The sequence below is a fragment of the Microbacterium sp. Y547 genome, assembly GCF_057669785.1.
Genome location: NZ_JBYHFN010000002.1, coordinates 260296 through 282236 on the forward strand (window position 1 = coordinate 260296; position 21941 = coordinate 282236).

The window sequence follows — 21941 nt, forward strand, 5'->3', positions numbered from 1 at the left end:
CCGGAAAAGGAGGTCCCGTGTCCAGCGTGGGAAAGGACCGTGGTGCGCGTGAAACGCGCGAACGGTCGCGGGTGTACCAGGCGCGTCAGGCGTTTCATGAGAGTCAGACCCGTCGCCGCACACGCGACAATCTGATCGCCGGCATCGGCGGCGGACTCGCCATCGTCGCGATCGTCGTCGTACAGACTCTCTACTTCACCGTCGGGCCGGGTGTGCCGGTGCCTGAGCCCGAGCCGACGTCGATCACGACGCCGCCGGCGCTGCCGACGCTGCCCGACCCGGTCGGATCCGAGACCCCCGTTCCCGAGCCCGTCGACACGGAGCTTCCCGAGCCCGAGCCGACCTCCACACCCTGACCCGAGAACACCGCTGTCGAGACGTCGTGCGATGAAGCTCGCGTACTAGGCTTGACGCGTCCATCCCCCACAGGCGGCGAGGCCGCGATGAGGTGCAACCCGTGACTGCCGACGCAGAGCCCACTCCCCTGTCCCCCGAAGACGACACGACGCCGGTCCCCGGCGCCGAGGCGACTCCGACCTCCGACGTCGAGGCGGCACCGCCCGCTGACGCCGAGCCCGCTGCGGAGCCGGAAGCCGAGGCGGCACCCGCCGCTGACGCCGAGCCCGCTGCGGAGTCGGAAGCCGAGGCGGCACCCGCCGCTGACACCGAGGCACCTGCGGAGCCGGAAGCCGAGGCGGCACCCGCCGCTGACGCCNCCGGAAGCCGAGGCGGCACCCGCCGCTGACGCCGAGGCACCTGCGGAGCCCGCCGGTGAGGCCGCGACACCCGCCCCGTCGCCCATCCCCACGCCGCGCCCGCGCGCTGTGCCGGCGCCGCCGGCCGCTGCGGCGCCCGCCAAGCCCCTTGCAGACGCAGAGGCGTCCGCTGCGGGCGGCGAGCCCTGGGGGCGCGTCGACGACGACGGCACGGTCTCGGTGCGAGAAGCCGCGGGATGGCGCATCGTCGGTCAGTACCCCGACGGCACCCCCGCCGAAGCTCTCGCATACTTCGAGCGCAAGTACACAGATCTCGCGGGCGAGGTGTCGCTGCTCGAAGCACGCCACCGCCGGGGCGGGGCTTCGGCCTCCGACCTGCGTTCGGCCGCCCGCGCTCTGCTCGCCCGCACCACAGACGCCGCGGCCGTCGGCGACCTCGCCGGTCTCGCAGCACGCCTCGGCGCGCTCACCGAGGCTCTCTCGGAGGCATCCGCGACGGAAGCCGCCGCTGCACGTCAGGCTGTCGATGAGGCCGTACGCGCCCGCACGACCCTGGTCGAGCAGGCCGAGACGCTCGCGGCCCGCGACCCCAAGACGGTGCAGTGGAAGCAGGCATCGGCTGACATGGCCGATCTGTTCGAGCAGTGGCAGTCGCAGCAGCAGAACGCCCCGCGTCTGCCGAAGTCGACCGCGCAGCAGCTGTGGAAGCGTTTCCGCGACGCGCGTTCGACGGTCGACAAGCACCGCCGCGAGTTCTATGCGCAGCTCGACGACTCCCACAAAGAGGTGCGCGAGCGCAAGACGAAGCTCATCGAGCGCGCCGAGGCCCTGGCGCCCAAGGGTGAGGACGGCATCGCGGCGTATCGCGAGCTGCTCGACCAGTGGAAGACTGCCGGCCGTGCGGGCAAGAAGGCCGACGACGCCCTGTGGGCACGCTTCAAGGCCGCCGGAGACGCGCTCTACTCGGCGCGAGGCGAGCGCGAAGCCGCCGACATCGAAGCATCGCGCGAGAAGATCGAGGCGAAGCGCGAACTGCTCGTCGAAGCCAAGACGATCGCCGATGAGCCCGACATCGCGAAGGCCCGCGCGGCGCTCACGAGCATCCAGCGGCGGTGGGACGACATCGGGCGCGTGTTCCCCCGCGACACTGAGCGTGGCCTCGATGACGACCTGCGCAAGATCGAGCAGGCCCTGCGCACGCGCGAAGAGGCCGACTGGAAGCGCAACAACCCCGAGACCAAGGCGCGCGCGAACGACATGACGCGTCAGCTCACGGACGCGATCGAGAAGCTCGAGCAGGAGCTCGACGCCGCGAACGTGTCGGGCGACAAGCGTGCGATCGCGAAGGCGACCGAAGCGCTCGAAGCGCGTCGCGGCTGGCTCAAGGCACTCGGCGGCTGAGCGAACCTCCCGCACCTCCAGATCGGCCCGGTTGTCCACAACCGGGCCGATCTGCGTCAGGACCGGCGTCTGGGTCAGACACACTTCCGTCATGAGCTCGCCGTTTCTGTACTTCCCCGGCGGCCGGCTGTCCGAGGCCGAGCTGTCTGCCGCGAGGCTCGATGGGCACGTCGTCGAACTCGGTGACGCGTTCATCCCGGCGGATGCCGTCGAGACTGCGGCCCTGCGGGCGGGATCCCTGCGCGGCATCCTCGGTGAGACGCTCGCGGCGACCCACCTCACGGCCGCCTGGGTGCACGGCGTGATCACCGCGCCACCCGCCCGGCACACGGTCCAGCGCGCGACCCGTCGACGGCTGCACGCCGTCATCGACGTGCGACTCCTCTATCGCGACCCCGCCGTAGCGGCAGAAGATCTGCAGCTGATCGGCGGCGTCTGGGTCACGACGCCGGGGCGCACGCTCGCCGACCTCGTACGCGTCGATGACGACGCCCACGCAGCGGCTGCCCGGGCACTCGCCGGCGACAGGCCTGAAGCCGTCCACGAGGCGGACACGTGGCTCGCGCAGCACGCGGGGGTGCCGCACAAGAAGGTCGGGCGAGAGCGCCTGCGCGCGCTCGGTCAGGACGACGTGACGCGGTAGACGTCATAGACCGCATCCACGCGGCGCACCGCATTGAGGACCCGGTCGAGGTGGACGATGTCCCCCATCTCGAAGACGAACCTGCTGATCGCGAGGCGGTTGTTCGAGGTGGTGACGGTCGCCGACAGGATGTTGACGTGATGCTCGCTGAGAACACGGGTGACATCGCTGAGCAGGCCCGCGCGGTCGAGGGCCTCGACCTGGATCTGCACGAGGAAGACGCTCTTCGACGTCGGGGCCCACTCGACATCGATGAGGCGCTCGGCGTCCTGTGTGAGCGAGGCGACGTTGGTGCAGTCGGCGCGGTGCACGGAGACGCCGCTTCCCCGCGTCACGAATCCCATGATCTCGTCGCCGGGCACCGGCGTGCAGCACTTGGCGAGCTTGACGAGGATGTCGGGTGCGCCGCGAACGAGGATGCCGGAGTCGCCGCCGCGCGGCGCGCGGGCGCGCCCGAGCTGCGGCAGATCGATGGGGCCAGTCGCGGTGTCGTTGACGTTGATGAGCGCCGTGACCTTCTCGATCACCGACTGCGTCGAGACGTGGCCTTCGCCGACGGCGGCGTACAGCGCCGAGACGTCTTCGTAGCGCAGCTGCTGCGCAACCTCGGTGAACGAATCCTGGCTCATCAGGCGCTGCAACGGCAGGTTCTGCCGGCGCATCGCGCGCGCAATGGATTCCTTGCCCTGCTCGATCGCTTCCTCGCGCCGCTCCTTCGTGAACCATCCGCGGATCTTGCTGCGCGCCCGCGTGCTCGTGACGAAGCCGAGCCAGTCCTGACTGGGGCCCGCGTCGGGGTTCTTCGACGTGAACGCCTCGACGACGTCGCCGCTCTTCAGCGTCGTCTCGAGGGGAACGAGCCGCCCGTTCACCTTGGCGCCCATCGTGCGGTGACCGATCTCGGTGTGCACGGCGTAGGCAAAGTCGACGGGAGTCGCGCCGGCGGGGAGTCCGATCACCCGACCCTTGGGGGTGAAGACGTACACCTCTTTCGCGCCGATCTCGAACCGCAGCGAATCGAGGAACTCACCGGGGTCGGCGGTCTCGGCCTGCCAGTCCGAGATGTGCGCGAGCCAAGCCATGTCGGTGTCGAGCGACTTGGCATCAGCCTTGCCGCCGTTCATCCGCTCCTTGTACTTCCAGTGCGCGGCGACGCCGAACTCGGCTTGCTGGTGCATCTCGTTCGTGCGGATCTGGATCTCGACCGTGCGCCCGCCGGGGCCGATGACCGTCGTGTGCAGCGATTGGTAGAGGTTGAACTTCGGCGTGGCGATGTAGTCCTTGAACCGGCCAGGCAGCGGCGTCCACCGTGCGTGGATGGAACCGAGCACGGCGTAGCAGTCGCGCACACTGCCGACGAGGATCCGGATGCCGATGAGGTCGTAGATGTCGTCGAACTCGCGACCGCGGACGATCATCTTCTGGTACACCGAGTACAGCTGCTTGGGGCGGCCCATGACGCGGCCGCGGATGCGCAGATCTCGCAGATCTGCGTCGACGGCGTCGATCACGTTCTGCACGTACTGTTCGCGCTGCGGGGTGCGCTGGCGCACGAGAGAGTCGATCTCGGCGTAGATCTTCGGGTGCAGGACGGCGAAAGACAGGTCCTCGAGCTCGGATTTGATCGTCTGGATGCCGAGGCGGTGCGCGAGCGGCGCGTAGATCTCGAGCGTCTCCGTCGCCTTCTTGGCAGCCTTATGGGTCGGCACGAACCCCCACGTCCGGGCGTTGTGAAGTCGGTCGGCCAGCTTGATGAGCAGGACGCGGATGTCCTTGGACATCGCGACGATCATCTTGCGTACGGTCTCGGCCTGCGCGCTGTCGCCGTACTTGACCTTGTCGAGCTTCGTGACGCCGTCCACGAGCATCGCGACCTCGTCGCCGAACTCGGCCGCGAGGGTGTCCAGCGCGTAGCCGGTGTCCTCGACGGTGTCGTGCAGCAGTGCGGCCGCGATCGCCTTCGGGCCGAGGCCCATGTCGGCCAGGATCTGCGCGACGGCGAGCGGGTGGGTGATGTACGGCTCACCGCTCTGGCGCTTCTGGTCGCGGTGCGCGTCGGCAGCGACCCCGTAGGCCCGCTCGATGATCGAGAGGTCACCCTTGGGGTGGTTCGTCCGCACCGTGCGCAGAAGCTTCTCGACGTCGTCGCGTCGGGCGGCCCGCGAGAAGATGCGCGGGACGAGTCGGCGCAGCGACGACGGGTGGGCAGGAGGGAGCGTCTCCGCCATGCGATCGACCTCCCTCCCCCGACCTGCCATCTTAAGCCCGCGGAACGGGCGAAAGGGTCAGGCGGGGACGCCCGCCAGTTCACGCGCCGCCAGAACACGCTCGTCGCGTGCCGCGATCGCCGGCTCTTTCTCGCGCATCAGCGAGTAGAGAGGCGAGGCGACGAAGATCGTCGAGTAAGCCGCGACGATGGTTCCGACGAAGATCGACAGCGAGATATCCGTGAGGGTCTGCGCGCCGAGCCAGAGCGAGCCGATGAACAGGATCGCGCCGGTCGGCAGAATCGCGACGACGGTCGTGTTGATCGAGCGCACCAAGGTCTGGTTCACCGCGAGGTTGACCGATTCGCCGAATGTTCGGCCGGACACTTCCCCGTCTTCGTTCGTATTCTCCTTGATCTTGTCGAACACCACGGCGGTGTCGTACAGCGCATAGGAGAGGATCGTCAGGAAGCCGATGACGGCGGCGGGCGAGATCTCGAAGCCGAAGGCCGCGTAGATGCCGACCGTGACGACGAGCACATCGAGGACGCCGATGATCGCGGCGACCGACATCTTCCACGTACGGAAGTACAGCGCGAGGATGATGAAGGTCAGGGCGAGGAAGATCGCGAGTCCCCACAGCGACTGACGGGTCACATCGGCACCCCAGGTGGGGCCGATGAAGGACGCCGTCACTTCACTCTCGGGAACGTCGAACTCGTCGGCCAGAGCAACGGTGACGGCGCGGGTCTCCGCCTCGGTCATCTGGTCGGTCTGCACGCGCACGGCGGTGTCGCCGATCGTCGTGACCTTGGTCGTTGCGCCGGGCACCACCGTGTGCACGGCATCGGTTGCCAGCGACTGCTCAGGACTGGACAGCCCCGACACGGTGAACTGCGATCCACCCGTGAACTCGATCGAGAACTGCACGGGCCGGATGAACGGCACGAGGACCGATCCGATCACGAGCACAGCCGCGATGATGAACCACAGCTTGCGCCGCCCGACGAACGGGAAGGATGTCTTGCCGGTGTAGAGGTCGTTGCCGAGCTCGCTCATGCTGCGCATCAGTCGCCTGCTTCCTTGACGTTCGGGCCGGGTTTCGAGGCGTCGCGGGAAGCGAGTTCGGCGGCTTGTCGGCGTTCTGCGATGGTTTGGCGGCGCACGGCTTCGGACCGGGATTTGACCGCCCGCCTGCCAGCAGGTGTCTTGCTCGTCGCGGAGACCGGGGCACGGAATTGCGCGCGTCCGCGGTAGACCGCACCGAGAGCCGCGGGGTCCATGCCCGACAGCGGGTGACCTTCGCCGAAGAACTTCGTCCTCGCCAGCAGCTGCATGACGGGGTGTGTGAAGAGGATGAAGATGAAGACGTCGATGATGGTCGTGAGGCCCAGCGTGAACGCGAAGCCCTTCACGGTCGCGTCGGCGAGGATGTACAGCACGACAGCGGCGAGGATGTTGATCGACTTCGAGATGTAGATCGTGCGCTTCGCGCGCGACCAGCCGTCCTCGACTGCGCCCGTGATCGACTTCCCGTCTCGCAGCTCATCTCGTATTCGCTCGAAGTAGATGATGAACGAGTCCGCCGTGAAGCCGATCGACACGATCACACCCGCGACGCCGGCCAGCGACAGGCGGAAGCCCATGCGCCACGCCAGGATGCAGAGCATCACGTAGGTCAGGACACCCATGACGAGCAGGGAGGCGATGATCACGGTGCCGAGCGCCCGGTAGACGATGAGCGAGTACAGCGCCACCAGGATGAGGCCGATGAGACCCGTGATGAGCCCGATCTCGAGCTGCTGCGAACCGAGCGTCGCCGAGATCGTGTTCGAGCTGACGACCTCGAAGCTGAGCGGCAGCGCGCCGTACTTGAGCTGGTCGGCGAGCGTCTTGGCCGTTTCCTGCGTGAAGCTGCCCGTGATGCTGGGCTTGCCGTCCATGATGACGCCGTTCATCGACGGCGCCGACAGGATGTAGCCGTCGAGCACGAACGCGAACTGGTCCTGCGGCGGCTGCGCACCGTAGAGGCGCTGGCTGATCTCGCCGAAGGTCTTGGTGCCCTCGCGGTTGAAGACGAGGTTGACCGCCCAGCGGCCGTCGGTCTGCTGCAGGCCGAACGTCGCATCCGAGATTGACGAGCCGTCGAGCTCGACCGGACCGAGGAGGTACTTCGCGGACCCGGACGGGTCGCACGTGATGAGAGGCTCGTCCTTGGGGGCGTTGGCCGGGTCGTTCGTCGGGTTCGCGCAGTCGTAGGCCATGAACTCGGCCTCGAGCTTGGGCGTGATCCAGTTCGTGTCGCTGCCGTTGGTCGGCTCGACCGTGGGCGTCGCTCCGAGCGTCGGGTCCGGCGTCGGGTACGGCGTCGATTCGCCGTCTTCTCCGACGAACGTGTTCGCGGGGGCGCCCGCTACGAGCACGGCGCGCAGCTGGAGCTGCGCGGACGCCTCGATGCGTGCACGTGTCTCGTCATCGGCCTCGCCCGGGATCTGGACGACGATCTGGTTGCCGGCTTGTGTGCCGACCTCGGCCTCGCCGACGCCGGACGCGTCGACGCGCTGGCGGATGATCGTGACCGCCTGGTTCATCTGCTCTTCGGTGGGCGCGGAGCCGTCAGGCGTCTGTGCCTGCAGGACGATCTGCGTTCCCCCCTGAAGGTCGAGCGCCAGGTCGGGGCTCCAGGAGCTCTGACCCTTGCCGTCTTCGTCAGTGAAGACGTAAACGCCCAGTGCATTGATGCCGAATAGGACGGCTGTCGTCACGACGAGCGCGATGAGCGCGCGCCAGGCGTGCCGGACAGGGGTGGATGTCGCCACGGTTATTCGCTTCTCTCGGGGGGATGGCCGCGAAGGGCCGGTCAGGCCTCGGGCTTTTTGTCTTCGTTGCCCGGCTGCGACTCGTCGCTGGCCCTGCGGGCGCGGTCGTCGCTGATCGAGGAGATGTCTCCATCGGCGACGGCCGCCTCGTACTCGGCCTCGGACTCCTCAGCTTCGATGAAGTCGTCTTCCGTGACGAATCCCTCGGTCGGGTTCACGACGCGAAGGATCGCCTGGCTGTGCACCTTGATGTCGACGCCGGGAGCGATCGACACGATCGCCGGCTGGTCGAGGTTCTCGCCGTCGTATTCGACGACGGTTCCGTACAGGCCGCCTTGCAGCAGCACCTCGGCGCCGGGAACGGTCTGGCGGGCCTTTTCTTCCTGCTCCGACTTCTGCTTCTGCATGCGGCGGCGCGAGCTCCAGAACATGAAGACGAGCAGCAGGATGAGCAGCACGATGAGGCCGTACTGCTGGAAGAAGAGACCGAATTCCATGGGGCGGGGTGCCTTTCGGGTCAGGCGTGCGCCACGGCGCCGATGCCTTGCAGGGGATGTAGGCGAGAAGCCTTCAGTGATTATAGGTCATTGAAGCCGAGGACCGCGGAGTCGCGTGGCGTTCCGAGGTGGTTATAGGCGGCGGGCGTCGCGACGCGGCCGCGCGGAGTGCGTCCCATGAAGCCGATCCGGACGAGATACGGCTCGACGACGGACTCGATGGTGTCCGGCTCTTCGCCGACGGCGACAGCCAGGGTGCTGAGGCCCACGGGCCCGCCTCCGAACCGGCCTACGAGCGCGTCGAGGACCGCGCGGTCGAGGCGATCCAGCCCCAGAGCGTCGACGTCGTAGAGGTCGAGCGCAGCGTCGACGGTCGCGGCATCCGCGGCGGCGCCGTCGCCGTGGACCACCGTGTAGTCCCGCACACGGCGCAGCAGACGGTTGGCGATACGCGGTGTTCCGCGCGAGCGGCGGGCGATCTCGGCGCGCGGGGTCGCGGGCAGCTGGATGCCGAGCATCGGCGCCGAGCGCCCGAGTACCCGCTCCAGTTCGTGGGGTTCGTAGAACTCCAGGTGCGCCGTGAAGCCGAATCGGTCGCGCAGGGGGTTGGGAAGGAGACCCGATCGCGTCGTCGCGCCGACGAGCGTGAAGGGTGCGAGATCGAGAGGGATGCTGGTGGCGCCGGCGCCCTTGCCCACCATGATGTCGATGCGGAAGTCCTCCATCGCGAGGTACAGCATCTCTTCGGCCGAACGCGCCATGCGGTGGATCTCGTCGATGAAGAGGACTTCGCCGGGAGTCAGGCTCGACAGGAGCGCCGCGAGATCGCCCGCGTGCTGGATCGCCGGTCCGCTCGACAGACGCAGGGGCCGTGCGCTCTCGTGGGCGACGATCATGGCGAGCGTCGTCTTGCCCAGCCCGGGCGGACCCGACAGCAGGATGTGGTCAGCGGGTCGCTGCTGCATGCGCGCCGCGTCGAGCAGCAGCTGAAGCTGACCGCGCACCTTCTGCTGGCCGACGAACTCCGCAAGGGACGCCGGGCGAAGGGCGCCCTCGATCGCGAGCTCGCCCTCGTCTACGGGCTCATCGGCGTCTCTCAGATCATCCACCGACGGGCTCCTTCCGTGCCGGGCCCAGGGCCGCGAGCGTGAGCCTCAGCAGAATCGGCACCGACGCGCGGTCGGTGTCACTCGCTGATTCGGCGACGGTCGCGACCGACTCGGTCGCGACGCGCTCCGACCATCCCAGGCCGACGAGGGCCTGGACGACCTGCGTGGGGATGCCCGCATCGGCGACGGCGCCCGTCGACGGGCGTGTGGCCGCGAGGGCATCGATCTTGCCGGCCAGTTGCACGACCATGAGCTTGGCGGTCTTGGGGCCGATGCCCGACACCCGTCGGAACGGCGCGTCGTCCTCGACGGCGACCGCATCCGCGATCTGCCCGACGGTCAGCGTCGACAGCACGCCGAGCGCGGACTTCGGGCCGACGCCCGTCACGCCCAGCAGCAGTCCGAAGACGGCGAGGTCTTCGCGCGTCTCGAAGCCGAAGAGCGACAGGGCGTCTTCGCGCACGATGAGCGTCGTGTGCAGCATGATCTCGGCACCGACCGCCGTGCTGCGCGCGATCTGAGGTGTCACGGCGACTGCGAAGCCGACTCCCCCGACCTCGACCACGACGGCATCGGTGTCGACGTGCACAGCGGTGCCGCGGAGCGAGGAGATCATGAGCCGAGCCTATGTGCGGATTCGGATCTATGTTCGACCGACACGCTATCGGCGGCTGACACGCTCGGCGTCTGCCCACGCGCGCTGCGCGGGGGTGAGCGGCGCCAACGTGCCCGAGACAGGTCCACCGCGCCACGCGTGGCAGAGGGCGAGCGCGAGGGCGTCGGCGGCGTCGGCGGGCTTGGGCAGCTCGTCGAGCCGGAGGATGCGGGCCACCATCGTCTGCACCTGACGCTTGTCGGCGCTGCCGTAGCCGGTGATGGCGGCCTTCACTTCGCTCGGAGTATGTGTCGCGGCGGGCAGTCCGCGCTCCCCCGCGACCAGCAGGGCGATGCCGCTCGCCTGAGCCGTTCCCATGACGGTGTGCAGGTTCTGCTGCGCGAACACGCGCTCCACCGCGATGACAGCCGGGGAATGCCGATCGACGACGGCGCGGATGCCGGCGGCGATCGCCGCGAGCCTCGTCTCGATCGGGTCTGTGGGCGCTGAGCGCACGACTCCGACGTGCACGAGGGTGGCCGAGCGGTCGCGCGCGACGTCGACGACGCCGATACCGCACCGCGTGAGACCGGGATCGATCCCGAGGACTCGCAGTACGCCACGCGCAGAGGAAGAGGTCACCGCTCCACGCTAAGCGAGCGCGCGACCCGCACCACCGAGGCGCGCCCGGGTGGTGGCATCCGTCGGATCAGTCGTCGGATTCGAGCTCGGCCTGCACCTCGGGGCTCAGGTCGAAGTTGCTGAAGACGTTCTGCACGTCGTCGCTGTCTTCGAGTGCGTCGATCACTCGGAACACCTTGCGTGCCGTGTCGGCGTCGATCTCGACCTTGAGGTTGGGAACGAACTCGATGTCGGCCGACTCGTAGTCGATACCGGCGTCCTGAAGCGCCGTGCGGACGGTCACGAGGTCGGTCGGCTCGGTGACGACCTGGAACCCCTGCGGGTGCGGTTCGACCTCTTCGGCCCCCGCGTCGAGCACGGCGAGCATGACGTCGTCTTCGGACACGCCTTCACCGGACACGACGATGACGCCCTTGCGCGTGAAGTTGTACGCGACGCTGCCGGGATCGGCCAGGTTGCCGCCGTTGCGGCTCAGCGCCGTGCGCACCTCGGCGGCGGCGCGGTTCTTGTTGTCGGTCAGACACTCGATCATGAGCGCCACGCCGTTGGGCCCGTAGCCCTCGTACATGATCGACAGGTACTCGATGGACTCGCCGCCGATACCCGCACCGCGCTTGATGGCGCGGTCGATGTTGTCGTTGGGGACAGAGGTCTTCTTCGCCTTCTGTACCGCGTCGTACAGCGTCGGGTTGCCTGCGAGGTCAGCGCCGCCGAGCTTGGCGGCGACCTCGATGTTCTTGATGAGCTTGGCGAACGACTTGGCACGACGGGCGTCGATGACGGCCTTCTTGTGTTTGGTCGTCGCCCACTTGGAGTGGCCGGACATGCAGATGATTCTACGGGTCCCGTTGCCCGCGACTCGAAGCGGGAGGACACTCGAGGCATGGACGACCGGGCGCGCGCCCTCGAGGCGGCTCATGAAGCGGCATCCCGATTCCTCGACTCGCTCGATGAGCGGCCCGTGTGGCCGCGCGCGAGTCTCGACGACATGCTCGCCGTCTTCGGCGGCGCGCTGACGGATGAGGGTCAGGATGCCGCCGAACTCGTGACCGACCTCGCCGAGCGGGCCGACCCCGGACTCGTCGCGATTCCGGGGGGCCGATTCTTCGGCTTCGTGATCGGCGGAACCCTCCCCGCCGCCCTGGCGACCGACTGGCTCGTCTCGGCGTGGGACCAGAACGCCGGCTCGAGCACGATGACGACCGCGACCGTCGCGCTCGAGCGCATCGCGGGGCGTTGGATGTGCGAGCTGTTCAGGCTGCCCGTCGATGCGGCCGTCGGATTCGTCACAGGCGCGCAAGTGTCGAACTTCGTCTGCCTCGCCACCGCTCAGCACGCCGTTTTGCGCCGGGCCGGGTGGGATCTCACGCGTCAAGGGCTGCGCGGCGCGCCAGAGGTCCGGCTCATCGTGGGCGAACAGCGGCACGGCTCCGTCGACCGCGCTGCACGCTTCTGCGGCATCGGAGCCGATGAGCTCGTCGTGGTGCCCGCCGACCGTGAGGGGCGGATGCTGCCCGACGGGCTGTCCACGGCGCTGCAGGATGCGCGCGGCATCCCGACGATCGTGTGCCTGCAGGCGGGTGAAGTGCACACGGGGGCGTTCGACCCCTTCGCGCAGCTCGTTCCGCTCGCCCGAGCGCATGACGCGTGGGTGCACATCGATGGCGCGTTCGGCCTGTGGGCGGCTGCCTCGCCCTCCCTGCGCTCACTCACCGATGGCGTCGAAGGCGCCGACTCGTGGACGAGCGACGCACACAAGACGCTCAACGTGCCGTACGACTGCGGCATGGCGATCATCCGCGACCCCGCCGATGCGATCGCGATGTTCCGCACGGGCGGCGACTACCTGATGTACACGAGCCTTGACCCGTGGGACGTGAATCCCGAGCTGTCGCGCCGCGCGCGCGGCGTGCCGGCGTGGGCGGCGCTGCGCAGTCTCGGTCGCCGCGGCGTCGCCGACCTCGTCGATCGGCTGCACCGCAACGCGGTGCGCCTCGAGACGGGTCTGCGACGGATGCCGCGGGTCACCGTCGTCAACGAGGTGGCGTACACCCAAGTGATGTTCCACCTCGAGCACGACGAGGCGACGCGCCGGTTGGGTGCCGCGATCCTCGCCGACGGGACGGCGGCGCTCACCGGTGCCGAGTGGGACGACCGCGCGACGCTGCGCTGCTCGATGTCGTCGTGGGCGACGACCGACGACGACATCGACAGGACGCTCGCGGCGATCGAGCGCCTCATCGAGACGGTGCCGACCGGGGCGTGAGCGTCACGCCGCTCGCACGTGTCCGAGGAAGCGCTCGTGGAAGCGGGAGTCGCCGTTCACCTCCGGGTGGAACGATGTGCCGAGCAACGCGCCCTGCTCGACGGCGACGACTCCCCCGTCGGGCAATGATGCGAGCGCGCGCACGTTCTCGCCGACATCGATCACGAGCGGTGCCCGGATGAACGTCGCGTGCACGGGCGGGCCCGTGAACCCGTCGACGGCGAGTGCGGTCTCGAACGAGTCGATCTGACTGCCGAAGGCGTTGCGGGCCACGGTGATATCGAGCCCGCCGAGGGACTGCTGACCGTCGATCGCACCCGTGATGCGGTCGGCGAGCATGATCAGGCCCGCGCACGTGCCGTACACGGGCATGCCGCCCGCGATCGCTTCGCGGAGGGGTTCGCGCAGGCCGAACGCGCGGGCGAGCTTGTCCATGACGCTGGACTCGCCGCCGGGGATCACGAGCCCGCGCACCCCGGCGAGTTCGTCGCGCCGGCGCACGCGGACGACCTCGGCGCCGAGCCCCTCCAGCACGCCGACGTGCTCGCGCACATCTCCCTGCAGCGCGAGCACCCCGACCTTCATGCGTCCTCCGTCACCAGCCCCGCTCCGCGAGGCGATGCGGAGCCGGAAGGTCGCTGACGTTGATGCCGACCATGGCTTCGCCGAGGCCCCGCGACACGTCGGCGATGACCTTCGGGTCGTCGAAGAACGTCGTCGCCCTCACGATCGCGGCGGCGCGCTCGGCCGGGTTGCCCGACTTGAAGATGCCCGAGCCGACGAACACACCGTCGGCGCCGAGCTGCATCATCATGGCGGCATCCGCGGGGGTCGCGACACCACCGGCGACGAACAGCACGACGGGCAGCCGGCCGGTCTCGGCGATCTCGGCGACGAGGTCGTACGGCGCCTGCAGCTCCTTCGCCGCGACGTACAGCTCGTCCTTGGTCATCGAGCGCAGCACATTGATCTCGCCCGAGATGGTGCGGATGTGCTTCGTCGCCTCGGAGACGTCGCCCGTTCCGGCTTCGCCCTTCGAACGGATCATGGCAGCACCCTCGTTGATGCGGCGGAGGGCCTCGCCGAGGTTCGTCGCGCCGCACACGAACGGCACGGCGAAGGGCCACTTGTCGATGTGGTTCACGTAGTCGGCGGGCGAGAGCACTTCGGACTCGTCGATGTAGTCGACGCCGAGCTCCTGAAGCACCTGCGCCTCGACGAAGTGCCCGATGCGCGCCTTGGCCATGACCGGGATCGAGACGGCGGCCTTGATGCCGTCGATCATGTCCGGATCGCTCATGCGCGACACGCCACCCTGCGCACGGATGTCGGCGGGCACGCGCTCGAGCGCCATGACGGCGACGGCGCCGGCGTCTTCGGCGATCCGCGCCTGCTCGACGTTGACGACGTCCATGATGACGCCGCCCTTCAACATGTCGGCGAGTCCGCGCTTGACGCGCTCGGTTCCGGTGGCGGCAGTCGACATCTGGTCCCCCTGGGGTAAGTGCAGCCAATCGATTGATTGACCTAGGCCAAAAGCTAGCATGTCCCCCACGTAGGATCGAGTGGTCGGAAGGGGCGGGATGGACCTCGCTATCAGCGGCGCCACGGCAGCCGAGATCGCCGACAGCGTGCGCGGTCTCGTCGAGCGGGGCGAGCTTCGCGCGGGCGATCCGCTTCCGCCGGTGCGCGCGCTCGCCGAACGTCTCGGCGTCAACCGCAACACGGCCGTCTCGGCTTACCGCCAGCTCACGCAGTCCGGAGTCCTCGAGGCGCGCGGCCGTGCCGGCACCCGCGTCGCTGACCGCTCCGTCGTCGCGCAGGAGGGCTTCGCGGTCGACAGCGTGCTGCGCGATGTCGCCACCGGGAACCCCGATCCCGACCTCATCCCCGACGTCTCCCGCGCGCTCGCCCGGGTCACCGGCCGCCCTGTGCTGTACGGAGAGCCCGTCGTCGATCCGGGCCTCGAGGCGTGGGCGCGCGCGTGGATGAGCGATGGCCTCGCGGGCCGCGAAGAGATCCACGTCACGATCACGAGCGGCGCGGCCGACGCCGTCGAACGGCTGCTCGCGCAGGCGCTCACGCGCGACGATGCCGTGGGCCTGGAAGACCCGTGCTTCCTGGCGAGCATCCATACCGTGCGCCTGGGCGGCTATCGCCCCGTGCCGATTCCCGTCGACGACGAGGGCATGACGGTCGACGGACTCCGCGCAGCCCTCGACGAGGGCGTGCGTGCGATCGTGTGCACGCCGCGGGCCCAGAACCCCACCGGGGCGAGCCTGTCGGCGCAGCGCGCGGTCCAGCTGCGCGACGTTCTGGCGCAGCATCCGTATGTGCTCGTGATCGAAGACGACCACTTCTCGATGCTGTCGCGCGCTCCGTATCACTCGCTCATCGCACCGGAGCATCGGCGTTGGGCGCTCATTCGATCGGTCTCGAAGTTTCTCGGTCCCGACATGTGCCTGGCGGTGACGGCGTCCGACGCCGAGACCGCCGAGCGCCTCGCGATGCGGCTCACCCCGGGCACGACATGGGTGAGCCACTTGCTGCAGCGGCTGACGCACGCGCTCCTCAGTGACGGTGAGGTCGCTCAGGCGATCGAACGCGCCGGCGCGCACTACGCCGAACGCAACATCGCCTTCGCTCGAAGGCTGGCCCGGCACGGCGTCGTGACGGAACCGGGCGACGGACTCAATCTGTGGGTCGAGCTGCCTGTTCCGGCCCGCGCCGTCGTCGAGCAGCTCATGCGACGCGGCTGGCTCGCCCGGGCGGGCGACGAGTTCGCGCTCGCGGCGACCGGCCCATCGCGGCGACTGCGACTGACGGTGCACGACCTCGACGAGCAGTCCGCCGACGCGCTGGCGCGCGATGTGGTGGCATCGATCGACGCGGCACGCGTGCGGTCGGCCGCACGAGAGGTGGCATGATCGTCCCGTGAAGGTGCTCTCGATCCAGTCCGCCGTCGCCCACGGTCACGTCGGCAATTCGGCCGCGGTGTTCCCGCTGCAGCGCATCGGCGTCGATGTCCTGCCGGTGTACACCGTCAACTTCTCGAACCACACGGGCTACGGCGCGTGGCGCGGGCCGCTGATCTCTCCCGACGACGTTCGCGATGTCATCACCGGCATCGAAGAGCGCGGCGTGTTCTCGAGCATCGACGCCGTGCTGTCGGGCTACCAGGGCAGTGAGGGCATCGCCGATGTGATCATCGACGCCGTCGCGCGCGTGAAGGCGGCCAATCCGAACGCCGTGTACGCGTGCGACCCCGTCATGGGCAACGCGAAGTCCGGATGCTTCGTGGCACCGGCCATCCCCGTGCTGCTGCGCGAGCGGGTCGTGCCGGTCGCCGACATCATCACGCCCAACCAGTTCGAGCTCGGGTTCCTCACCGACTCCCACCCCGACACGATCGATTCGACCCTCGACGCGGTTGACGCGGCGCGCGCCATGGGCCCTTCGACGGTTCTCGTGACGAGCGTCGAACGCCCCGACCGCGAAGACGGCACGATCGAGATGCTCGTGGCCGACGACTCCGGCGCCTGGGTCGTGCAGACCCCGTTGCTGCCCATGAAGGCGAACGGGTCGGGCGATGTCACGGCGGCGCTGTTCACCGCCCACTACCTGCGCGAGAAGAATGCCGCGGTCGCCCTCGAGCGCACGGCATCCAGTGTCTTCGACCTGCTCTCGCTCACGCTCCAGGCGCAGGACCGCGAGCTGCGGCTCGTCGAAGCCCAGGAGTTCTACGCTCACCCGCGCATGCAGTTCACGGCGCGTCAGGTGCGCTGAGCAGAAGCTCTGCGCGGTCCCGCCCGCGCTGGGCGCCCGTCTTCTCAGTGGATGGCGGCGTCGTGCGTGTCGCGGTGACTCAGGCGTCCCACGCGTCGGCGACCGTACGGCGCACGTCGCCGAGCAGCTGCGGAAGAGCCTTGGTCCTGGCGATGATCGGGAAGAAGTTCGCATCGGAGCGCCAGCGCGGCACGATGTGCTGATGCAGGTGGCCTTCGACGCCGGCCCCGGCGACCTGACCCTGGTTCATGCCGAGGTTGAAGCCGTCGCAGCGCGACACCGAGCGCAGCACCCGCATCCCGCGCTGGGTGAGCGCGCCGATCTCGGCGACCTCTTCGGGCGTCGCCTCGTCGTACGTCGAGACGTGGCGATAGGGGCACACGAGCAGGTGGCCGGAGTTGTACGGGAACAGGTTCAGCAGCACGTACGCCGTGCGGCCGCGCGCGACGATGAGGCCGTCTTCGTCGCTCTTGTCGGGTGCGGCGCAGAAGGGACACACGTCGCGCAGCGGCTCGGGTCCGGCGTTGATGTACGCCATCCGGTGCGGCGTCCACAGTCGCTGGAACTCGTCGGGCGTGCCGGGCAGCGTCGCCGCGTCGACGAGTCGGTCCTCGCCCTCGGTCTCCGAGCCTGCCGACGCGTCGTTCACGCCAGGTCGTCCGCCGTGTTGACCAGGGCGTGCGAGTCGACGGCGGCGCGGATCCGCTGCACCGCTTCATCAATGGGCACGCCGTTCTGCTGCGTGCCGTCGCGGAATCGGAACGACACGGTGCCCGCGGAACGGTCCTGCTCCCCCACGATCAGCATGATCGGAACCTTCGCCGTGGTGTGGTTGCGGATCTTCTTCTGCATGCGATCGTCGCTGCGGTCGATCTCGGCGCGCACGCCGGCTGCCGTGAGAGACGAGACGACATCCTCGAGATAGTCGGCGAAGTCCTCGGCGACCGGGATGCCGACGACCTGCACAGGAGCGAGCCACACGGGGAACGCGCCGGCGTAGTGCTCGAGCAGAATCGCGAAGAACCGCTCGATCGAGCCGAACAGAGCGCGGTGGATCATGATCGGGCGCTTCTTCTGCCCGTCACGGTCGGTGTACTCGAGCTCGAAGCGCTCGGGCAGGTTCACATCGACCTGCACGGTGGACAGCTGCCACGTGCGGCCGATGGCATCCTTCGTCTTCAGATCGATCTTGGGGCCGTAGAACGCCGCTTCGCCCGGCACTTCGGTGACCTTGAGCCCGCTCGAGTGCGCGACGTTGCGAAGCGCCGAGGTGGAGTACTCCCAGAACTCGTCCGACCCGATCCACTTCTCTTTCTGGTCGTCGCGCATCGACAGCTCGAGCTCGAAGTCCTCGAGGCCGAAGTCGCGCAGCATCGTGATGACGAACTCGAGCACGCGGGTCGTCTCGGCTTCGAGCTGCTCGGGCGTGACGAACAGGTGCGAATCGTCCTGCGTGAAGCCGCGCACCCGCGTGAGCCCGTGCAGGGCGCCGGAGAGCTCGTTGCGGTAGACCGTGCCGTTCTCGGCGAGCCGCATCGGCAGGTCACGGTAGCTGCGCGCACGCTCCTTGAAGATCAGGATGTGCATGGGGCAGTTCATCGGCTTCAGGTAGTAGTCGATGCCCGCTTTGGTGATCTCGCCCGCGGCATCCCGCTCTTCGTCGAGGTGGATGGGCGGGAACATGCCCTCCTTGTACGTGACGAGGTGGTTGGACTGCAGGAAGAGGTCCTGCTTCGAGATGTGCGGGGTGTACACGTAGGTGTACCCGCCCTCGATGTGGCGGCGACGCGCGTGCTGCTCCATCTCGCCGCGCACGATGCCGCCGCGCGGGTGCCACACCGACAGGCCCGACCCGATCTCATCCGGGAAAGAGAAGAGGTCGAGCTCCCGGCCGAGGCGACGGTGATCACGCTTGGCAGCCTCTTCCAGACGGTGCTGGTAGGCGCGCAGTTCGTCTTTGGTGGGCCAGGCGGTGCCGTAGATGCGCTGCAGCTGCGGGTTCTTCTCGCTGCCGCGCCAATAGGCCGCGGCGATGCGGGTGAGGTCCCAGCCGTTGCCGATCATGCGGGTGCTCGGCAGGTGCGGTCCGCGGCAGAGGTCCTTCCAGACGACCTCGCCGTCGCGGTTGACATTGTCATAGATCGTGAGCTCGCCCGCCCCGACCTCGACCGAGGCGCCCTCGACGGCTCCGGTTGTCGAAGAGCTGCTCTTCAGGCCGATCAGTTCGAGCTTGAACGGCTCGTCGGCGAGCTCGGCCCGAGCCTCGTCGTCGGTGACGACACGGCGGGTGAACCGCTGCCCCTCGCGCACGATGCGCTGCATCTCTTTGCTGATGGCCTTGACGTCTTCGGGGGTGAACGGCTCATCGACGCCGAAGTCGTAATAGAACCCGTCGGTGATGGGCGGTCCGATGCCGAGGTTCGCCTGCGGGTGCAGACGCTGCACGGCCTGCGCGAGCACGTGTGCCGTCGAGTGGCGCAGGATCGCGAGTCCGTCGGGGCTCTCGATCGTGACGGGCTCGACCTCGTCGGTCTCGTCCACCACGGTGGCGAGGTCTTTCAGCTCGCCGTTGACGCGCAGAGCGACGACGGAACGATCGGGGAACAGGGCGAAACCATCGGCGGGGTAAACCACGTCGGACGGTGCGGCAGCGTCAGTCACTAGTAACTCCAGAAGAGGGCGTGCGTAAAGGCTACCGGCCCGGGCGGGTGGATTCCGCGCAGCCGGCAGCTCAGCCCCCGGAGCTCAGTTGCAGAGCTCGCTCATCGCCTGGCCGGCGATGGCGACCTCCTTCGACACACTCTGCAGTTCGGTGACCCGGTCGGCGATCGCCGTCGGGTCTCCGTCGGGTGCGTCCTCGAAGATGCGGGCGAAGTCGCCCACCTTGTTCGCCAACGCGTTGAGGGTGCGGCGCACGTCGGCGTTGCCGAGAGATTCCGCGGTCTCACCGAGGTTCACGTGCAGGTCGAGGAGTTGCTCGGCGACGACCGAGAAGTTGCCCGCCGTGACCTCGGTCGTGATGTCCGACAGCCCGGACTGTGCGGACTCGACCGATGTCGCTGCCTGCGAACACGCGTCGGCGACGGATTGGTCGTCTGGCCCCCCAGGGCCGCCCGCGACACCCGAGCACCCCGTGAGTGCGACGAGCCCGAATGCCGCCGCAACCGCGACGACGGACGGCTTGGTGATGGTCCGCAAAATCCCTACCCCCTGTGCCGTCGCTTGGGGTCGACGGACTCGGTGTCATGACGGCGGCTTTTGGCGCAGCCGCTGTGCGAGCCTAACGGCTCAGCCTTGATGCGACAGGCGGCGGTCGGTGTCTGCGCACGGCACCGGTGGGGCTGATGGCGATGTCGTCAACGTTCATGCTCCGCGACTAGCCGATCACAGAGACCGACGTTCTCCGCTGTTTCCTGGGGCGTGATCGCCCAATGCTGGGTGCTTGACACTGTCGCCGACGAGCTTGCCGAAGCCGCCTCTTGCCCGGCGACGATGATGGTCATGATGTCGATCTCGTTGTGTCTCGCTGACATGCGGTCGCCCCCACGGAACGACGGGTTGTGATGGTTGCGTGGGAGCCGGGACATCCGCGGACCGTGTTCGCGTGGCGTCCATCCGTGACGCGCCGGGCGAAGTTGGTACGGTCGCAGGCATGACGGATACCTTCGCGCTACTGACAGTCGCCAACATCGCGGCGTCACTGCTCGGGCTGATCATCGGCTTGCTGCTGCTTTACCTCGTGATCCGCCTAGCGGTCACTCATGGGATGCTCTCCTACTCGCGTCGCATTGACGACGAACGAGGGCGGTCGCCACGGCATATTGGTTGAGTCATCCGGGTGAGGCTCTTGAAGTGACCCCCACAATTCGGTGTTGGCCATTCGGGTGACGATGCTGTCGCATCGCGCCCACCACGGAGGCCCTGAGAGCATCTGAGGCACAGGCTCACCGGCGGGGTCGTCCTCCCGCGGAGACGAGGTTCGTCGGCGCCGACTGCGGTCTCCTTGATCGGTTGCTGCGCCGTCTCGCGCGCGCTCATCTCAACCGATGCCCCACGTGAATCCCACGCAGAGAGTTGGATCGGACCTGGAAACCAGAAAACCCCCGGTAAGCCGGGGGTTCTTGTCTGTGCGCGATACTGGGATCGAACCAGTGACCTCTTCCGTGTCAGGGAAGCGCGCTACCGCTGCGCCAATCGCGCCCGTAAGGGCTATTAAGTTATGCAGGCGAGGTGGCGACGGGATTCGAACCCGTGTAAACGGCTTTGCAGGCCGGTGCCTAGCCGCTCGGCCACGCCACCGTGTGGTTTGACCCCACGTGCCGTGGTTCCCCGAAGGGAACCTCTGCACTCGAGCGGATGACGAGACTCGAACTCGCGACCCCAACCTTGGCAAGGTTGTGCGCTACCAACTGCGCTACATCCGCGTTCCCGGTTTGCCCCGGGCACTTGAGCAACTTTAGCCCATGAATTCTGACTCGCCAAACCGGTGACACCCCGAGCGTGTCGCGCCCGGCCCGTTCGCTCACACCCCCCGGTATCCGGTAGCATCGAGTCTCGGCCCTGAATGGGCCATGGGCGATTGGCGCAGTTGGTAGCGCGCTTCCTTCACACGGAAGAGGTCATCAGTTCGAGTCTGGTATCGCCCACCATCAGACCCCCGGAGATTTCGATCTTCCGGGGGTCTTCGGTTTTCGGTCCCGCACCGGTCGGCAACCCGCCCGGCGCGGCATCGAGCGCCCGACTGAGGTCCGTCCACGGTCACCGTGCGAGGCTGGAGCGGTGAGCAGAACGAAAGACCGCACTCGGCAGTCCAGTGCGGCAGCACTCTGCTGGTCACCCCTCGTGAATCCCGTGGGCGATCGACGGCCGCGGCGTGACGGACGTCTCGACGGACGCCGCGTGACCGGGGCCGCCACAACTGCGAATCCTCTTGGTCGCTGACGGTCACGTGCCGATAGGTTCGGTACATGGGCTCCGAGCACAACCCGCTGTTACCCGCTTCGTATGACGTCGCGTGGTCGGTCATCGCGATCGCGGTGACCGTCTTCACGATCGTCGGGTTGGTGCTCTTGGCGCGCGCTGCCTCTCGCCTCACGGCGACGCAGGCGGTCGTCTGGACAGTCGTGATCCTGTTCGTCCCCGTGCTGGGCTCGCTCAGCTGGATCACCGTGGGCCGTCGCGCGCTGTCGCGGGCCGACGACGAGTCCCGGGACGGTCAGCGGATAGCCAGCTGACCTGGCGCAGTCACCTTCAGTCGCCC

Annotated in this window: 21 protein-coding genes and 4 tRNA genes; 9 read left to right on the forward strand and 16 right to left on the reverse strand. The window is 68.2% G+C overall.

The window, feature by feature from the left end:
* The first annotated feature begins 17 nt into the window (after positions 1 to 17).
* From AC25Y0_RS04190 to AC25Y0_RS04200, 3 genes are all read left to right on the forward strand, one after another.
* Positions 18 to 356: a dioxygenase gene (locus tag AC25Y0_RS04190; protein ID WP_488123130.1), complete on the forward strand. Its 339-nt coding sequence runs from the start codon at positions 18 to 20 to the stop codon at positions 354 to 356.
* A gap of 468 nt (positions 357 to 824) precedes the next feature.
* Positions 825 to 2117: a DUF349 domain-containing protein gene (locus AC25Y0_RS04195; RefSeq protein ID WP_488134232.1), complete on the forward strand. Its 1293-nt coding sequence runs from the start codon at positions 825 to 827 to the stop codon at positions 2115 to 2117.
* A gap of 91 nt (positions 2118 to 2208) precedes the next feature.
* On the forward strand, positions 2209 to 2760 hold the full coding sequence (locus AC25Y0_RS04200) for a type IV toxin-antitoxin system AbiEi family antitoxin (protein WP_488123131.1): 552 nt from the start codon (positions 2209 to 2211) through the stop codon (positions 2758 to 2760).
* Here the strand turns inward: AC25Y0_RS04200 and AC25Y0_RS04205 are convergent.
* From AC25Y0_RS04205 to AC25Y0_RS04240, 8 genes are all read right to left on the reverse strand, one after another.
* Positions 2739 to 4988, reverse strand: a complete 2250-nt coding sequence (locus AC25Y0_RS04205; RefSeq protein WP_488134233.1) for a RelA/SpoT family protein — start codon at positions 4986 to 4988, stop codon at positions 2739 to 2741. The genes AC25Y0_RS04200 and AC25Y0_RS04205 overlap by 22 nt on opposite strands.
* Before the next feature lie 57 nt (positions 4989 to 5045).
* Positions 5046 to 6035 (reverse strand): protein translocase subunit SecF, encoded by a 990-nt coding sequence (gene secF, locus AC25Y0_RS04210; RefSeq protein WP_488123133.1) that lies wholly within the window; start codon positions 6033 to 6035, stop codon positions 5046 to 5048.
* On the reverse strand, positions 6035 to 7786 hold the full coding sequence (gene secD, locus AC25Y0_RS04215) for a protein translocase subunit SecD (RefSeq protein ID WP_488123134.1): 1752 nt from the start codon (positions 7784 to 7786) through the stop codon (positions 6035 to 6037). The genes secF and secD overlap by 1 nt, the downstream gene beginning before the upstream one ends.
* A gap of 41 nt (positions 7787 to 7827) precedes the next feature.
* Positions 7828 to 8283, reverse strand: coding sequence for a preprotein translocase subunit YajC (locus AC25Y0_RS04220; RefSeq protein WP_488123135.1), 456 nt, complete (start codon positions 8281 to 8283; stop codon positions 7828 to 7830).
* Between the two features lie 80 nt (positions 8284 to 8363).
* A complete protein-coding gene (gene ruvB / locus AC25Y0_RS04225; protein ID WP_488134234.1) occupies positions 8364 to 9392 on the reverse strand; it encodes a Holliday junction branch migration DNA helicase RuvB in 1029 nt (342 codons plus the stop codon).
* Positions 9385 to 10008 (reverse strand): Holliday junction branch migration protein RuvA, encoded by a 624-nt coding sequence (gene ruvA / locus AC25Y0_RS04230; RefSeq protein ID WP_488123137.1) that lies wholly within the window; start codon positions 10006 to 10008, stop codon positions 9385 to 9387. Before ruvA ends, ruvB begins: the two co-directional genes overlap by 8 nt.
* Before the next feature lie 45 nt (positions 10009 to 10053).
* Positions 10054 to 10629 carry a crossover junction endodeoxyribonuclease RuvC gene (gene ruvC / locus AC25Y0_RS04235; protein WP_488134235.1) on the reverse strand — a complete coding sequence of 192 codons (576 nt, stop codon included), beginning with the start codon at positions 10627 to 10629 and terminating at the stop codon, positions 10054 to 10056.
* Between the two features lie 67 nt (positions 10630 to 10696).
* Positions 10697 to 11455, reverse strand: a complete 759-nt coding sequence (locus tag AC25Y0_RS04240; RefSeq protein ID WP_488123139.1) for a YebC/PmpR family DNA-binding transcriptional regulator — start codon at positions 11453 to 11455, stop codon at positions 10697 to 10699.
* A 57-nt stretch (positions 11456 to 11512) separates the two neighbouring features.
* Between AC25Y0_RS04240 and AC25Y0_RS04245 the strand changes: the two genes are divergently transcribed.
* A complete protein-coding gene (locus tag AC25Y0_RS04245) occupies positions 11513 to 12895 on the forward strand; it encodes a pyridoxal phosphate-dependent decarboxylase family protein (protein WP_488134236.1) in 1383 nt (460 codons plus the stop codon).
* A gap of 3 nt (positions 12896 to 12898) precedes the next feature.
* Here the strand turns inward: AC25Y0_RS04245 and pdxT are convergent, their stop codons facing one another.
* Together pdxT and pdxS are read right to left on the reverse strand one after the other, a co-directional pair.
* Positions 12899 to 13480: a pyridoxal 5'-phosphate synthase glutaminase subunit PdxT gene (pdxT, locus tag AC25Y0_RS04250; protein ID WP_488123141.1), complete on the reverse strand. Its 582-nt coding sequence runs from the start codon at positions 13478 to 13480 to the stop codon at positions 12899 to 12901.
* Between the two features lie 10 nt (positions 13481 to 13490).
* Complete coding sequence (gene pdxS, locus AC25Y0_RS04255; RefSeq protein WP_488134237.1) at positions 13491 to 14381, reverse strand: pyridoxal 5'-phosphate synthase lyase subunit PdxS; 891 nt, start codon at positions 14379 to 14381, stop codon at positions 13491 to 13493.
* A 97-nt stretch (positions 14382 to 14478) separates the two neighbouring features.
* On the opposite strand from pdxS, the gene AC25Y0_RS04260 reads away from it, so the two are divergent.
* Together AC25Y0_RS04260 and pdxY are read left to right on the forward strand one after the other, a co-directional pair.
* Entirely contained in the window at positions 14479 to 15822 is a 1344-nt protein-coding gene (locus AC25Y0_RS04260; protein ID WP_488134238.1) for an aminotransferase class I/II-fold pyridoxal phosphate-dependent enzyme, read from the forward strand.
* A 7-nt stretch (positions 15823 to 15829) separates the two neighbouring features.
* Positions 15830 to 16681, forward strand: coding sequence for a pyridoxal kinase PdxY (pdxY, locus tag AC25Y0_RS04265; RefSeq protein WP_488123144.1), 852 nt, complete (start codon positions 15830 to 15832; stop codon positions 16679 to 16681).
* A gap of 79 nt (positions 16682 to 16760) precedes the next feature.
* Here pdxY and AC25Y0_RS04270 read toward each other — a convergent pair whose 3' ends face one another.
* From AC25Y0_RS04270 to AC25Y0_RS04280, 3 genes are all read right to left on the reverse strand, one after another.
* Positions 16761 to 17330 carry an HIT family protein gene (locus AC25Y0_RS04270; RefSeq protein ID WP_488123145.1) on the reverse strand — a complete coding sequence of 190 codons (570 nt, stop codon included), beginning with the start codon at positions 17328 to 17330 and terminating at the stop codon, positions 16761 to 16763.
* Positions 17327 to 19342, reverse strand: coding sequence for a threonine--tRNA ligase (thrS, locus tag AC25Y0_RS04275; RefSeq protein WP_488123146.1), 2016 nt, complete (start codon positions 19340 to 19342; stop codon positions 17327 to 17329). The genes AC25Y0_RS04270 and thrS overlap by 4 nt, the downstream gene beginning before the upstream one ends.
* Positions 19343 to 19426: 84 nt before the next feature.
* Entirely contained in the window at positions 19427 to 19879 is a 453-nt protein-coding gene (locus tag AC25Y0_RS04280; protein WP_488123147.1) for a hypothetical protein, read from the reverse strand.
* 406 nt (positions 19880 to 20285) lie between these two features.
* Between AC25Y0_RS04280 and AC25Y0_RS04285 the strand changes: the two genes are divergently transcribed.
* Complete coding sequence (locus tag AC25Y0_RS04285; RefSeq protein WP_488134239.1) at positions 20286 to 20510, forward strand: hypothetical protein; 225 nt, start codon at positions 20286 to 20288, stop codon at positions 20508 to 20510.
* Positions 20511 to 20809: 299 nt separating this feature from the next.
* Here the strand turns inward: AC25Y0_RS04285 and AC25Y0_RS04290 are convergent.
* The 3 genes from AC25Y0_RS04290 to AC25Y0_RS04300 form a co-directional block, all read right to left on the reverse strand.
* Positions 20810 to 20881, reverse strand: a tRNA-Val gene (locus AC25Y0_RS04290).
* Between the two features lie 28 nt (positions 20882 to 20909).
* Positions 20910 to 20980: transfer RNA gene (locus AC25Y0_RS04295), tRNA-Cys, on the reverse strand.
* A 52-nt stretch (positions 20981 to 21032) separates the two neighbouring features.
* Positions 21033 to 21105, reverse strand: a tRNA-Gly gene (locus tag AC25Y0_RS04300).
* A gap of 149 nt (positions 21106 to 21254) precedes the next feature.
* Here AC25Y0_RS04300 and AC25Y0_RS04305 point away from each other — a divergent pair.
* Positions 21255 to 21330: transfer RNA gene (locus AC25Y0_RS04305), tRNA-Val, on the forward strand.
* A 318-nt stretch (positions 21331 to 21648) separates the two neighbouring features.
* Positions 21649 to 21915 (forward strand): PLDc N-terminal domain-containing protein, encoded by a 267-nt coding sequence (locus AC25Y0_RS04310; RefSeq protein ID WP_488123149.1) that lies wholly within the window; start codon positions 21649 to 21651, stop codon positions 21913 to 21915.
* Positions 21916 to 21941: the final 26 nt, after the last annotated feature.